The following is a 13,770-nucleotide window of genomic DNA, read 5'->3' as shown; positions in this document are numbered from 1 at the left end:
GCCGAACAATCATTCCAGGAAAGCCCCCGCACCTCGGTGCGGGGGCTTTCCTGCGTTGTGCTGCTTTTCCGGTCCGGTGCCTTGTCGATTCACGGGAACGGGGTCACACCGGGAGGTCGTGGTGGGGCCAGCGGGCGCGGGCCTGCTCCTGGGAGCGGAGGAGGGCCAGGGTGGGGAGACCCCGGTCCGGGCCCGTGCCCCTGCCCGCGGCGAGCAGGTCCGGGAGCTGGGGGAGGGGGGCCACCGCCGCCACGTCGTCCAGGACGAGGGTGAGTGGTGGGTCGAGGCGACCGGAGGATGACCGTTCGGCCATGCGCCGGCCGCGCTCGACCACGCTTGAGGCGAGGGCCGTCAGGAGCGGCATGGCGCCGGGGTTCGACTTCGGGTCCTCGATCGGTTCACCGACCACATAAAGCGTGCCCCCTTCGTTGACAAAGGAATCCAAGGTGAGCGTGTCGGTTCGGTTGGGAGTGCACGCCTCCCGCACGTTGACCGTGAAGAGGGCGGAGAGAGCGCGGGCCGTCAGCTCCTGGGCGATGTCCCGGCGTTCGGGGTGCGAGGTCAGAGCGGCTTCGAGTTCGCCCGCGGAGCCGGCGGCGGCCTTGGGATTCGTACGGAGGATGCGTACGGCTTCCTGGACCTGGGCGCCCTGGGCCCAGCGGTGGACGTGGCGGATGGTGCGGCCGTCCACCGCCGCGGCGTGCAGATAGCTGCGGAGGAGTGTCTCCGCGGTGTCGGCGACCGCCTGGTCGATCCTGGCGCTGGGACGGACCGGGGCGAGGAGCGCCGCCGCGCGAGCCCGCGCGGTGTCCTTGGTCTCGCAGCCGGCGAAGGGGGACCAGTGGAGGCGGGCCGGGGTGTCGCAGAGGTGGGAGGGGTCGTAGAGGAGGACGGGGCCCAGTTTCGCGCGGGCGTCCTTCGTGCTCGACCAGAGAGCGGGGTCGGAGGTGATGACCAGGGCGGGGCCGTCCGCGTCCTGGATCGCCTGGACCGCGAGCGGGTGGCGGGTCTCGGGCGGGCCGAGGACGACGGGTCCCCGGGGGGCCGGGACGGGGCTTTCCCACGTGTCCGCCCGTTCGCCGCCGGCCGTCACGGGGAACGGCACCTGCTCCGGTGGCGGCTGCGCCGCTCGTACCGGCGGCGGCGTCGCCGCAGACGGACGCGGCACCGTGATGTGCTCGACCGGTTGCTGCGGCTGCTGTGTCGTCGCGGGGTACTCCGGCCCGGGGTGCACCGGCCCGGGACGCTCCGGTACCCGGTCCCGGGGTGACTCGTGTGCCTCGTCGTGGTCGCCCTTGGTCAGGGCGAGTGCCCTGCGTCTGGCTCGCTGCGCCCTCCAGCGCGCCACCGTGCCCAGTACGAAGACCGTGAGGACGACCAGCACCATCACCTGGCCGATGAGCAGCCCCCAGAAGAGCCCGTACCCGGAGAGCTGGCCGGCCGGGGTGTCCGGCCAGGCGGTCGGCAGGTCGTGGGGGGCCGCGACGAGGTGGCGTATGGCCAGGGGCGTACGGCGGAAGGTGACCTCGGCGGGCCACGAGCCGTGGGAGAAGAGGCCGGACAGACCGGTGGCCGTCCACACCATGACCGTCATGCCGAGGACGAAGGCCAGGATGCCGATGAGCAGGCCGTCCGGAATGCCTCCTTCGCCGCCGCGGTGCCGGTCGCGCTCGTCCGGTCTCATCTCGGGTCGCTCCTCTACGCCACGGTGGACTCGGACGAGTCGTCGAGGTCTTTCAGGTGTTGCTCCATGAAGGCCGCCGCCCGTTCCTCGGCCTCCCGTTCGGCGGCGCGCAGGGCGTCGTCCGCGAGGCGGTCGGCCGACGACTCCGTCATGGCGCGGTCGGTGAAGACGAGGGGGCGCTCGGTCTCGGTGATCAGGTGTTTGACGACCTGGACGTTGCCGTTGACGTCCCACACGGCGATACCCGGGGTGAGGGAGGGGATGATCTCCACCGCCCAGCGGGGCAGGCCGAGGACGCGGCCCGTCATTCTGGCCTCGTCGGCCTTCTGGGCGTAGATCGTCCTCGTCGAGGCCATCTTGAGGATCGCCGCGGCCTCCTTCGCGGCGGCGCCGTCCACGACGTCGGACAGGTGGTGGACCACCGCGACGAAGGACAGGCCGAGCCGTCGGCCGAACTTCAGCAGGCGCTGGAAGAGCTGGGCCACGAACGGGCTGTTGATGATGTGCCAGGCCTCCTCGACGAGGAAGATGCGCTTCTTCCGGTCGGGGCGGATCCAGGTGTGCTCCAGCCACACGCCGACGATCGCCATGAGGATGGGCATGGCGATGGAGTTGCGGTCGATGTGGGAGAGGTCGAAGACGATGAGCGGGGCGTCGAGGTCGATGCCGACGGTCGTCGGGCCGTCGAACATGCCGCGCAGGTCACCGTCGACGAGGCGGTCGATGACCAGGGCGACGTCCAGGCCCCAGGCCCGTACGTCGTCTATGGCGACGTTCATCGCCTCCGCCGACTCCGGTTCGGGGTGGCGGAGCTGCTCGACGATGTCGGTGAGGACGGGCTGGCGGTCGACGATGGTCTCGTTGACGTAGGCGTGGGCGACCTTCAGCGCGAAGCCGGAGCGTTCGTCCAGGCCGTGGCCCATCGCGACCTCGATGATCGTCCGGAGCAGCGCGAGCTGGCCGGTCGTCGTGATGGCCGGGTCGAGGGGGTTGAGCCGGATGCCCATGTCCAGGGCGGCGGTCGGGTCGAGGCGGATGGGGGTGAGCCCCAGTTCCTGGGCGATGAGGTTCCACTCGCCGACCCCGTCCTCGCCCTGTGCGTCCAGGACGACGACCTGCCGGTCGCGGAAGCGCAGTTGCCGCAGCACGTACGTCTTCTCCAGCGCCGACTTGCCGTTGCCGGACTCGCCGAGGACCAGCCAGTGCGGTGCCGGGAGCTGCTGTCCGTACAGCTGGAAGGGGTCGTAGATGTAGCCCTTCCCGGAGTAGACCTCGCGGCCGATGATGACGCCGGAGTCGCCGAGGCCGGGGGCGGCGGTCGGCAGGTAGACGGCCTGGGCCTGACCGGTGGAGGTGCGCACCGGCGGGCGGGTCGTCTCGACCTTGCCGAAGAGGAAGGACGTGAAGCCCTCCGTGAGGACGGACAGCGGATCCCGCATAGAGCCCTACCTCCGGATGCCGGTCGCGAACGGGAGTGTGTTGACGAAGGCGCGGTGGTGCTCGCGGTCGCACCATTCCAGCTTCAGGTACGACTTTCCGGCCGAGGCCCTTATGGTCCGCTTGTCGCGGGCGAGTGCCTCGGGGTTGCGGGACGAGACGGTGATGTAGCCGACGAGGTTGACGCCGGCGGCACCGCTGGCGAGGTCCTGGCCGCGCTGGTCGACACGGTTGTGGGAGGCGACGTCGCGGGGGTCGACGGTGCGGTTCATCTTGGCCTGGCGGCTGGCCTCGGCCTCGTCGTTGGTCTTCTCGGTCAGCATCCGCTCGATGGCGATCTCGGTGGGTTCGAGGTCCATGGTGACGGCGACCGTGCGGATGACGTCCGGGGTGTGGACGAGCAGCGGGGCGAGGAAGTTGACGCCGACCGGGGTCATCGGCCACTCCTTCACCCAGGCCGTGGCGTGGCACCAGGGGGCGCGGGTGGAGGACTCACGGGTCTTGGCCTGGAGGTAGGTCGGCTCCATGGCGTCCAGCTCGGCCGGCCAGGCGTTGCGCTTGGTCATGGCCTGGATGTGGTCGATGGGGTGGTCCGGGTCGTACATCGAGTGCACGAGGGAGGAGAGCCTGCCCTGGCCGAGCGGCTGGCGCACCCGGATGTCGGCCTCCTGGAGGCGGGAGCAGATGTCGGTGAGCTCGCGGGCCATGACGACGGCGAGACCGGCGTCCTTGTCGAGCTTCTTGCCGCCCTTGGGGCGGGCGGCGCGGGCCATGGCCTGGCCCTCGGCGGCCAGTTCGCGCGAGTAGTGCATGCAGGCGACGAGATAGGCGCGGTGCTGCTCGCTGCTCGTCGACACCATGGACTGGAGCTGCTCGTACGACTGCTGGAGCCAGCCGGGTGCCTGCTCGTCGCCGCGGACGGTGACGTCCTTGGCGTGGGCGTCCGGGTCGGCGGGGAGCGTACGGGCGAGCATCTGGATGCGGGTGACGAAGCCGTCGCCGTTGGCGACGTGCTTGAGGAGGGTGCCGAAGCGGTCGACGAGGGCCTCCTGGTCCTCGCTGTCGCGCAGGCCGACGCCGGGGCCCTCGATCTCGATGGCGGCGGTGACGGTCTTGCGGTCGGCGTGCAGGAGCACGGCGATCTCGTCCGGGCCGAACGGGGCGGCGAGCCAGGTGATGCGGCCGATGCCCGGGGGCGGGCCGACCTCGACCTCGCGGCCGTCGATGCGGGTGCCGGACTCCATGACACCGCTGCGGTAGGCGGTGCCGCGGCGCAGGCTGCGCTTGTAGCTGCGGTTGATCTCGAACCACTTGTAGAAGGTCCGCCGCTTGTACGGCACGTAGACCGCGGCCAGCGCGAGCAGCGGGAAGCCCATGAGCAGCACGATGCGCACGGAGAGGACGGGGACGAGCAGGCCGCACATCATGCCGAGGAACGCGCCCGTGATGATCAGTCCGATCTCGCCGGACTCGCGGTTGCGGCCGACGATCGCGCTCGGCCGGGCGCGCCCGATCAGATAGGTACGGCGGGGCGTGACCGGATGGGACGTATGGGCCACGTGGGAATCGGTCGTCAACGCCCTTCACCTCCCGTGCGGTTGTTGCTGCTGTTGCGGTTGTTCCCGGCGTGAGGGGTGTTCACCGGGCTGGAGCGGGGCGGGGGCGCGGCGGCGGGGACCGATCCGCCGCTGCCAGAGGGGCCGCGGGAGCTGTGGGCCGCGACGCCGCCGGAGAGGGGGTTCGAGGGGCGGGAGCCGCCGTTGCCGCCGCCGCCCCCGCCGCCGTTGTGGTCGGCCCGGGTGCTGTGGGTCTTGATGCCCTGGGCGACGAGGGTGGCGGGGGAGCTGATGGCGGCCGCGGCCTTGCCTTCGGCGCCCTGCATGATGCGGTTGTTGCGGCTGCTCGCGATCTCGTCGCCGAAGCCCGGTACGAAGCGGTAGATCATCGCGCTGGCGAAGATGGCGAGCAGGATGATCGCGAGGCCGGAGACGACGGCGGAGAAGGCGTCGGGGCCGTCCTCCGCGGACAGGGCGCCGGCGAGGCCCAGCACGATCACGATGACCGGTTTGACGAGGATGACGGCGATCATGATCCCGGCCCAGCGGCGGACGTGGCCCCAGAGGTTCTTGTCGACCAGGCCGGCGTAGACGACGGTGCCGAGGAGCGCGCCGACGTAGAGGAGGGCGGCGCGGATCACCAGTTCCAGCCACAGGATGCCCGCGGCGAGGATCGACACGAGGGAGACCACGATCAGCATGATCGGGCCGCCGCCGATGTCGGTGCCCTTGTTGAGGGCGCCGGAGAAGTTGCCGAAGAAGGTGTCGGTCTGGTTGCCGGTGGTCTTGGCGAGGACCTCGGCGATGCCGTCGGTCGCGGACACGACGGTGTAGAGGATGAGGGGGGTGAAGGCCGACGCGAGGACCGTCAGCCAGAGGAAGCCGATGGCTTCGCCGACGGCCGTGCCGAGGGGGACGCCCCGGACGGCCCTCTTGGCGACCGCGAGCAGCCACAGGAGGAGGGTGAGGATCGTCGACGCGGCGAAGACCACTGCGTACTGCTGGAGGAACGTGGTGTTCGTGAAGTCGACGGTCGCCGTGTCCTGGACCGCGTCGCTGAGCTTGTCTATCGTCCAGGACGCGGCTTTGGCGCAGCCCTTGGCGAGGGAGGCGAGGGGGTCGAGGGCGTCGGTGGGGTTGTCGACGGAGGGGCCGTTGCGGTTCGAGCTGCCTCGTTCGCAGTAGTCCTTGGCGGGGCCGACGATCAGGTCGCAGTTGTCGTCGGACGGCGAAGGCGGCGGTGTCGGTGCTGCGGCCGCACGGCCGGCGAGCACGACGAACGCGGCCTGCACGGCTGCGACAGCGGCGGTGACCTTGAGTACGCGGCGTGGGCTACCGGGCATACGTGAAGCCTCCGTACTCTTCGACGGCCTTCGAGATCTTGTCGGACGGTGAGACCGCGTTGTCGCCGTTCACCGGCGCCGGTCCGTCCTTCTGGGAGAAGCTGTCGACCTTCCAGTCACCGTCGGCCCACCGCAACTGGAGCGTCATGGTGAACCAGTCGTTGCTGACCGGGTTTCTGGAGTCGTCCCCGGCCGTGCCGAAGACGCCGGTGCACCAGACCTCCACGATCGCCGTGCTGTCCGAATAGTCCGTGATCTTGGTGCCGACCGGCATGGTGCGTGACACATAGGTCTGTCCGGCCGACGCGTTGCCGTCCTCGTCGAGACCGACGTTGCTCAGGAACTCCTTGGAATACGCCTTGTCCAGCTTGCTCCGCAGTGCGGCCGCCTTGTCGGCGACGAACACCTGCTGGACGATCTCGCCCCGTCGGGCTGGTTTGAGGATGTCGGCCGAGACGAGAACCACCGAGTAGTTCGCCGCGGCCGACTCCGCGCCCTGTTCGGTCCGGGGGAATCCCGAGGGGATTCCCCCGGACTTCGTCTGGACGGGCTGTTCGCCGGAGGCGGCCGTCGGGGCCGTTTTCGGCTTGCCGCCGCCCGCCTCGTCGTCGGAGTCGCCGCCTCCGCGGTTCGCGAAGGCGATCGCCGCGATCAGGAGGACCACGACGCCCACCACCGTGACGAGGCTGCGCGACGACGAGCGGTTGCCGCGTCGTGCCCCGCCGTAGACGTCGCCCGTGCCGTCGGGGAGCCGGGTGCGGGTCTGGCCGCTGCCTCCGTAACGGTCGTCGCTGCCGCGTGCTCCGTGCTCGTCGCCGGGACTCATGCCGCGTACGCCCCCTCAACCTCTTGCTGAACCGCCTGGTACGACGGTAGTCCCGCTGGTTCCCGCGCGGGCACGGTGTGGTGACTCGACATCAGGGAAGCGCAACCTCAGCCGGTGGGCACGACGGACGGGTGGGAGGGACGGGTAGGAGGGACGGGGGACCTGGGGTGTCCGGCCGGATCCGGGGACGCCGGACCGGTGGCCGCCTAGACGGCCATGCCGTACACGATCGTGAAGAGTGTCCCCAGTGAACCGATGATGAAGACTCCGGTGAGACCCGCGATGATCAGACCCTTGCCCTGCTCCGCGCTGAAGGTGTCGCGCAGGGCCGTCGCGCCGATGCGTTGCTTAGCCGCTCCCCAGATCGCGATGCCGAGGCACAGGAGGATGGCGACGGCCATCACGACCTCGATCATGATCCGGGCCTCGTTGCCGAGGGTGCCGAACGGGCCCCAGTCCGGAGCGATTCCGCCGATGATCGTGTTGATGTCGCCCTTTTCGGCTGCGAAAAGCATGTAAGTCACCGCCCCTAGTGGGTTGTTCTGCCTCCTCTGCCACTCTGCGCAGAGGTCACGGCTATTGTCGCTGACAAAGTCGCTGTCGCATGTCGACTTGGCGTCATTGGTTGGCGGGTTTTGTACGAATCCCTTGTCACCGGCGCTCGCGGGACCCCGCCGGAACCGCGGCCCGGTGTTCCCGGAGACGTATCGTCACTCTGTGTATCATGGCAGGTCACGACCGGCAATGAAGTGGAAGCGGAACCTCTGGTGTGGTCCCGTCGTTAGCCCCTTCTCGCGTGACCGGCTCCTGACGGTGGCCGACTCCGCCCGTCCATCGAGCCCGACTCCGTCCCGTGTGCGCCGGTCCGTCGTGCCGATGTTCGCCGGGTCGTACGTCTCCTGGCGAGTAGACGTCGCCCGTTGTGTGCTGATCGAAGGCCGACTCGGACGCGATGGCGGGGTGGGGCGGGGGCGGGGTGGCGCGTAGCCGAGTGTCTGTTCTCGCTTATATAAGTGAATGCTGATATTGTGGTGCCGTGCACGCGTTCGACGTACTCGGTGACCCCGTTCGCCGCCGCATCCTGGAGCTGCTCGCCGACGGCGAGATGAGCTCCGGGGCGGTGGGCGAGACCGTCAGGGCGGAGTTCGGGATCTCCCAGCCCGGTGTCTCTCAGCACCTGAAGGTCCTGCGGGAGAACGGCTTCGCCACGGTCCGGCCGGAGGGGACCCGGCGGCTGTACGCCGTGAACTCCGACCCCCTGCGTGACATCGACGCCTGGCTGGACCGGTTCCGGCGGCTCTGGACGCCCCGCCTCGACGCCCTGGCCACCGAACTGGCCCGGGGCGAGCGGGAACGCCGGCTCCGTGAGCGGTCCGGTGACGGTGACCCCGCACCACAGTGAAGGAGCACCTCATGATCGACGTCACCCATCAGATCAACGCCGTACGGCGCCACGTGGGCAGCCGGGTCCTGGAGGCCGGTGAGGCCCACGTGGTGACCCTGGGCCGGACGTACGACGCGGACGTCGAGGACGTCTGGGACGCCTGCACCGATCCCGAGCGCATCCCGCGCTGGTTCCTGCCCGTCAGCGGCGAGCTGCGCCCCGGCGGCACCTACCAGCTGGAGGGCAACGCCGGCGGTACCGTCGAGCGCTGTGATCCGCCGAAGGGTTTCACGGCGACCTGGGAGTTCGCCGGGAACGTCAGCTGGATCGAGCTCCGGCTGACCCCCGCGGAGGACGGCGGCACGCGTTTCGAGCTGGACCACATCGCGCCCGACGACGACGAGAAGTGGGAGCGGTTCGGGCCCGGAGCCGTCGGTATCGGCTGGGACATGGCCCTCGTCGGGCTCACCCTCCACCTGTCCTCCGGCGCGGCCGTCGATCCCCGGGAGGCCATGGCCTGGTTCGGGACCGAGGAGGGGCTCCGGTTCGTCCGCCTCAGCAGCGAGGGGTGGTACGCGGCGGGCGTGGCGGGCGGTGAGGCCGAGGGGACCGCCCGTGCGAGGGCGGACCGGACGACCGCGGCGTACACGGGGGCGGAGCCCTCCTGACAGCTTTGGCTACTGTCGAGTAACCTCACGTGGCGGCCCGGTCCCGGGGGCCGGCAGGCTCTCATGCGCCCCACAGGAGGAACCGTGCCGCGTTCGGAACGCTCGTCCCTGCTGCTCGCCGGACTGCTGGCCTCCGCCGCGGTCGCCCACTTCTCGGTGCCCCGCCGGTTCGACGCGACCGTTCCGCGCGTGCTGCCGGGGGAGCCCCGGGCCTGGACGTACGCGAGCGGTGTCGTCGAGCTGGTGCTCGCGGCCGGGGTGGCGGCACCCCGTACGCGGCGGACGGCCGCGCTGGCCACCGCGGCGTTCTTCGTCGGGGTGTTCCCCGCCAATGTGCAGATGGCCGTGGACTGGCGCCACCGCCCCGCGCCCCAGAAGGCCGCGGCGCTGGCCCGGCTGCCGCTGCAGGTACCGCTGGTGCTGTGGGCGCGGGGTGTGGCGCGGGACGCGGAGTGAGGTGCGGCGCGGGGCCGACCGCTCAGGGGCGGCCGTTCCCGGGGTCGCCCACTCCTCCCGCTTCCTGCGCTCCCCCTGTTCCTTCCGGTCCCTGCGCCTCTTCCGTGTCCTCCACTCCCTCCACTCCCTCCGCTCCCTCCACGAAGTGGTCGAACTCTCCCGCCTGTACGCCGAGGACGAACGCGTCCCACTTCTTCTGTGTGGTCGTGACGACCGTCCCGGGGTCGCTGGTCTCGCGGATGTAGACGAGGTCGTCGTCGCCGAAGGCGAGCTCGATCCAGGGGCCGGGGCCCGTCGCGCCCTCGGGGGCGGCGCGGGTCCAGTCGAGGTCGGGGGGTACGTCGGACACGGCGTGTTTCCTCACTCGGTATCGGGTACGGAAGCAGGGGGCGGGTCAGCGGGTGATCATTCCGCAGCGGAGCGGGCACCTCTACACTGGCGGTCGGACTACCGTGCGGCGAGGGGCGGTTGACGGTGCGTAAGGCCTGGATCGTAGCGACCGCCGCCGTGGGGGCGGGGCTGAGCTTCGTCATGGTGCTGGTGGTCGGTGTCTACCTGGTCGCCGGGAACCTGGCCAACGGCGTGGGGCAGGGGTCCGTCGGCCTCGCCAAGGGAGCCGTACCCGCGGCGTACCGGACGCTCGTGCAGAAGTGGGGCAATCTGTGCAGCGCGCTCAATCCGGCGCTCCTCGCCGCCCAGCTGTACCAGGAGAGCGGGTTCAACCCCGACGCGAGGAGTCCCGCCGCCGCGCAGGGGATAGCGCAGTTCATCCCCGGTACGTGGGCCACGCACGGAATCGACGGCGACGGTGACGGCGACCGCGACGTATGGGATCCGAATGACGCGATTCCATCGGCCGCGAAGTACGACTGCTCGCTCGCGAAGTACGTCAAGGACGCGCCCGGGGACCCGACGGCGAACATGCTCGCCGCGTACAACGCGGGGCCGTACGCCGTCATCAAGTACGGGGGTGTCCCGCCCTACCGGGAAACCCGGAACTACGTGAAGACGATCACGACGCTGGAGGACAGTTTCGCCGCTCCGGTCGGTCGTGTGCGGCCCTCGGAGCAGGCCGCCGGCGCCATCTACTACGCGCAGAAGAAGCTCGGGACGCTGTATCTCTGGGGCGGCAACGGCACCCCTGAGCAGGGCGGACGCTTCGACTGCTCGGGTCTGACCAAGGCCGCGTACGAGAGTGTGGGGATCACCCTGCCGCGGGTGGCCAACGACCAGTACAACGCCGGGCCGCACCCCGAGCGGGACGAGCTGCTGCCCGGGGATCTGGTCTTCTTCTCGGACGACCTCACCAACTCCCGGGCCATCCGGCACGTGGGGATCTACGTCGGCGGCGGATACATGATCAACGCGCCCCGGACGGGTGCCGTGATCCGGTTCGACCCCATCGACACGCCTGACTATTTCGGGGCCACCCGTGTGACCGAAGATGGCGCGAAAGCGTTGCCCACCTCCGTGTGAAACCCTCCCCTGAGCTGCGGCTATGTATCTCTCTTGGATAACGTCTGCGTGATCATTCGGTGGAGGGTGGAACGTATGGAAGGGGAATGTGCGTTCCTGTTCCTGTAGCCGACGACGGGGGTTGATGGCGCGGCGCATCCGGTGGGGTGCGTCGGAAAGATGACGACGAAGGGCCGTTGCACCGTGGCTGGACTCGCCGATTCGGGGTCGAACCCAGACGTCGACTTGCTTTACGACATCAATGGCCTCGCCAAGGAAGCGCCGCACTGGTTCGACCGTGTCATGGAGTTCGTGGGCGAGTGGGGACTCCTGCTCGTCATGGTCCTGCTGGTGCTCTGGTGCTGGTGGGGCGTGCGACGGCGGGGCGGGGACGATGCCGCCTCCTCCGTGGCCTCGCTGATCTGGGCGCCGCTGGCCGCCGCGGTCGCCGTGCTCGTGAACGTGCCGATACGGGGGTTCGTGGAGCGGCCCCGGCCCTTCGTGGACCACGAGGGGCTGGAAGTCCTGATCGGCGGCAAGAGCGACTACTCGTTCGTCAGCGACCACTCGACCCTGATGATGGCGATGGCCGTCGGGCTGTTCCTGGCGAACCGGAAGCTCGGGCTGGTCGGGATAGGGCTCGCGCTGCTCGGCGGGTTCTGCCGGGTGTACATGGGCGTGCACTATCCGACCGACGTCGTGGGGGGATTCGCCCTCGGGACGGCGGTCGTCCTGCTGCTCTCGCCGCTCGCCGTCGCGCTGCTGTCGCCTGTCGTGCGCGCGGTGGAGAGGTCGCCCCGGGTGGGGTGGCTGGTCCGGGCGGACCGTGCGGCCGGGCGGGGGAAGGTTCTTCCCGGGGCGCGCAGTGAGGCTGAGGCGGAGGAGCGGGACCTGGCGGCGTAGCCCGCCGCTTGTCGCTGGTGGGGTGCGGTGGGAGGCGTTCGTCGTCGGCTGCGGCGCCGCTGGGGCTGGTCGCGCAGTTCCCCGCGCCCCTTGAAAGCCGAAGGACTGCGCCGTTCCCCGCGCCTCTTGAGGGCGAAGGACTGCGCCGTTCCCCGGGTCCCCCGGCCCGCTACAGGGACTGGGGGAAGGTGAAGAAGTTCTCCGGGTCGTACCGGGACTTCAAGGACTTCAGGTGGGGGGCCGCCGAGCCGTAGTACGCCTTGCGCCAATCGGTGAGGGTGGGGTCCGTGTAGTTCTGGTAGGCCGCTCCCGAGGCGTGGGGGCGCATGGCCGTGTGGGTCCGGGCCAGCCAGGACTCCGCGGCCGTGCCGGAGGTGCCCGCGCGCCAGGCCGCGATGTACTGGGCCAGCACACGGGAGCGGCGGTGGACGAACGCCGTCGCCGTGGGGTCGACCCGGTTGACCACGCCGCCCAGGGCCGTGAGCGCGATGCTCCCCGTGCCGCCGCGGACCCCCGAGACACCGTCGAGCAGGGCCCGTACGCCCGTCGCCGGGATCGGGCGGTCGAAGAAGTCCGAGCGGGCCGCGTACGTCTCGCGGCCCAGCGCGCCCCGGGCCGAGCGGCCCGGTGTCCCGCCCGGGAGGTGGCACTGCGCGTCGGCCGGGAAGTCGGCGCAGCCCGCGTACACCTCCATCGACTCCTCGTAGGAGTGGCGCTTGAGGGAGACGTCGCGGGCGGGCGCGCCGATCCGGTCGGCCAGGCGGTCGACGGCGTTCTGCAGTTCGCCGTACGTGCCGAGCGAGAACGCGGAGACCGAGACCGTCGGGGTGCCGCCGGCCGCGTTCGCGAGGTGGAGCGAGGACCAGATCTCGTCCGGCTGGCCGGGACCCCACTCCTGCCAGGCCGTGAGGACGGCGGCCGCCCTCGGCCACGGCCAGGACATGTTCGCCGTGACGCCCCGCGGCGCCGGGTGGGTCCTGAAGCGCAGCTCGGTGACGACGCCGAAGTTGCCGTTGCCCGCGCCGCGCAGGGCCCAGAACAGGTCCTTGTTCTCGGTCGCGCTCGCGCTCAGCCGCCTGCCGTCCGCCGTGACCAGGGTGGCCCGCGTGAGGCTGTCGCACGTGAGGCCGTACGCCCTCGACACCACCCCGTGGCCGCCGCCCAGTGCCAGACCGGAGATGCCCACCGAGGGGCAGGACCCCGCCGGGACGGTCACGCCCTTCGCGGCGAGCCCCCGGTAGACGTCGATCAGCTTGGCGCCCGCGCCGATCACGGCCTCGTCGCCGGACGCCCGTACCCCGGACAGCTTCGACACGTCGACGATCAGCCGGCCGTCCCCGGAGGACCAGCCGGCGTACGAGTGGCCGCCGTTGCGGACCGAGACGCGGACGCCGTGGGCGCGGGCGTAGGAGAGCGCCGTACGGATGTCGTCGGAGTGGGCCACGTACGCGACCGCGGCCGGTTCCAGGGCGTCGAAGCGGGTGTTGTAGAGCTGGCGGGCCGCCGCCCAGTCGGTGTCGTCCGGACGGACCAGCGGGCCGTCCAGATCCTCGGCCAGGGCCCGCCAGTCGGCCGCCGTGGTGCCGCCGGCCGCCGTGGCCGCCGCGGCGGGGGCTCCGGTCGGGGTTCCGGTCGCGGCGCCGGACGTGTGCGTCCCGGCGGCCGGGCGCGACGGCTCGGGGCTCCCACCGCTGCACGCCGTCGACGCCGCCGTCACCGCGGTCGCGGCGGCTCCGCCCAGGAACGTACGCCGTTGCATGTGCGCCTCCCGTTGCTCCCGTACAACGAGACGGGGCCACGGTCCGACGGGTTCCACGGGCGGGGCCCGGCAACCCCGCCGGTCCGGCGGGACGGGTCGGGAGCGAAAGAAACCGGCCGGGTTCCGAAAGGAAGGCTTCCGGTACCCGGTATCCTCGCGTGTTCTGCTCGTGAGCGTTCCGTGACCTCACCGCACTGACGGCAGGGGTTCACCCGCCGTTCACTCACGGCCATCAGCGGCTTCACCTTTTCTGCCTAATTTCGGCCTTACCCGGTGCGTGGTGCGGACGAGAGCGAGCG

13 protein-coding genes are annotated in these 13,770 nt (G+C 70.7%); 5 read left to right on the top strand and 8 right to left on the bottom strand.

The window, feature by feature from the left end; all coding sequences use genetic code 11:
• Positions 1-103 precede the first annotated feature (103 nt).
• The 6 genes from KM933_RS03995 to KM933_RS03970 form a co-directional block, all read right to left on the bottom strand.
• The gene (locus KM933_RS03995) at positions 104-1,684 is read right to left on the bottom strand and encodes a type VI secretion protein (RefSeq protein WP_221348356.1); all 1,581 of its coding nucleotides are present in this window, start codon (positions 1,682-1,684) and stop codon (positions 104-106) included.
• 14 nt (positions 1,685-1,698) lie between these two features.
• Entirely contained in the window at positions 1,699-3,123 is a 1,425-nt protein-coding gene (locus tag KM933_RS03990; protein ID WP_221348355.1) for an ATP-binding protein, read from the bottom strand.
• Positions 3,124-3,129: 6 nt separating this feature from the next.
• Positions 3,130-4,680, bottom strand: a complete 1,551-nt coding sequence (locus tag KM933_RS03985) for an SCO6880 family protein (RefSeq protein WP_430727274.1) — start codon at positions 4,678-4,680, stop codon at positions 3,130-3,132.
• A gap of 14 nt (positions 4,681-4,694) precedes the next feature.
• Positions 4,695-6,020: a hypothetical protein gene (locus KM933_RS03980; protein ID WP_221348353.1), complete on the bottom strand. Its 1,326-nt coding sequence runs from the start codon at positions 6,018-6,020 to the stop codon at positions 4,695-4,697.
• The gene (locus KM933_RS03975) at positions 6,010-6,846 is read right to left on the bottom strand and encodes a DUF8175 domain-containg protein (RefSeq protein WP_221348352.1); all 837 of its coding nucleotides are present in this window, start codon (positions 6,844-6,846) and stop codon (positions 6,010-6,012) included. The genes KM933_RS03980 and KM933_RS03975 overlap by 11 nt, the downstream gene beginning before the upstream one ends.
• A 206-nt stretch (positions 6,847-7,052) precedes the next feature.
• Entirely contained in the window at positions 7,053-7,361 is a 309-nt protein-coding gene (locus tag KM933_RS03970; RefSeq protein ID WP_055507678.1) for a hypothetical protein, read from the bottom strand.
• A gap of 521 nt (positions 7,362-7,882) precedes the next feature.
• Here KM933_RS03970 and KM933_RS03965 point away from each other — a divergent pair.
• From KM933_RS03965 to KM933_RS03955, 3 genes are all read left to right on the top strand, one after another.
• On the top strand, positions 7,883-8,248 hold the full coding sequence (locus KM933_RS03965; RefSeq protein WP_221348351.1) for an ArsR/SmtB family transcription factor: 366 nt from the start codon (positions 7,883-7,885) through the stop codon (positions 8,246-8,248).
• Between the two features lie 11 nt (positions 8,249-8,259).
• Entirely contained in the window at positions 8,260-8,898 is a 639-nt protein-coding gene (locus tag KM933_RS03960) for an SRPBCC family protein (protein WP_221348350.1), read from the top strand.
• A gap of 84 nt (positions 8,899-8,982) precedes the next feature.
• Positions 8,983-9,354: a DoxX family protein gene (locus KM933_RS03955; protein ID WP_221348349.1), complete on the top strand. Its 372-nt coding sequence runs from the start codon at positions 8,983-8,985 to the stop codon at positions 9,352-9,354.
• Between the two features lie 22 nt (positions 9,355-9,376).
• Here KM933_RS03955 and KM933_RS03950 read toward each other — a convergent pair whose 3' ends face one another.
• Positions 9,377-9,703, bottom strand: coding sequence for a DUF397 domain-containing protein (locus tag KM933_RS03950; RefSeq protein WP_221348348.1), 327 nt, complete (start codon positions 9,701-9,703; stop codon positions 9,377-9,379).
• A gap of 119 nt (positions 9,704-9,822) precedes the next feature.
• On the opposite strand from KM933_RS03950, the gene KM933_RS03945 reads away from it, so the two are divergent.
• The gene (locus KM933_RS03945) at positions 9,823-10,830 is read left to right on the top strand and encodes a C40 family peptidase (RefSeq protein WP_260332988.1); all 1,008 of its coding nucleotides are present in this window, start codon (positions 9,823-9,825) and stop codon (positions 10,828-10,830) included.
• A 183-nt stretch (positions 10,831-11,013) separates the two neighbouring features.
• Positions 11,014-11,712 (top strand): phosphatase PAP2 family protein, encoded by a 699-nt coding sequence (locus tag KM933_RS03940; RefSeq protein WP_221348346.1) that lies wholly within the window; start codon positions 11,014-11,016, stop codon positions 11,710-11,712.
• Positions 11,713-11,881: 169 nt separating this feature from the next.
• Here KM933_RS03940 and KM933_RS03935 read toward each other — a convergent pair whose 3' ends face one another.
• Positions 11,882-13,471, bottom strand: coding sequence for an FAD-binding oxidoreductase (locus tag KM933_RS03935; protein WP_221348345.1), 1,590 nt, complete (start codon positions 13,469-13,471; stop codon positions 11,882-11,884).
• Positions 13,472-13,770: the final 299 nt, after the last annotated feature.

The sequence above is a fragment of the Streptomyces beigongshangae genome, assembly GCF_019710745.1.
GTDB classification, from domain to species: domain Bacteria; phylum Actinomycetota; class Actinomycetes; order Streptomycetales; family Streptomycetaceae; genus Streptomyces; species Streptomyces beigongshangae.
The sequence above is the reverse complement of the archived record's forward strand: the minus strand, read 5'-3'. Positions and strand labels throughout refer to the sequence as shown.

Excerpts from the sequence above, each read along its gene's own strand:
- KM933_RS03995 (WP_221348356.1), bottom strand. The coding sequence starts at position 1,684 with ATGAGACCGGACGAGCGCGACCGGCACCGCGGCGGCGAAGGAGGCATT.
- KM933_RS03990 (WP_221348355.1), bottom strand. The coding sequence starts at position 3,123 with ATGCGGGATCCGCTGTCCGTCCTCACGGAGGGCTTCACGTCCTTCCTC.
- KM933_RS03980 (WP_221348353.1), bottom strand. The coding sequence starts at position 6,020 with ATGCCCGGTAGCCCACGCCGCGTACTCAAGGTCACCGCCGCTGTCGCA.
- KM933_RS03975 (WP_221348352.1), bottom strand. The coding sequence starts at position 6,846 with ATGAGTCCCGGCGACGAGCACGGAGCACGCGGCAGCGACGACCGTTAC.
- KM933_RS03970 (WP_055507678.1), bottom strand. The coding sequence starts at position 7,361 with ATGCTTTTCGCAGCCGAAAAGGGCGACATCAACACGATCATCGGCGGA.
- KM933_RS03960 (WP_221348350.1), top strand. The coding sequence starts at position 8,260 with ATGATCGACGTCACCCATCAGATCAACGCCGTACGGCGCCACGTGGGC.
- KM933_RS03935 (WP_221348345.1), bottom strand. The coding sequence starts at position 13,471 with ATGCAACGGCGTACGTTCCTGGGCGGAGCCGCCGCGACCGCGGTGACG.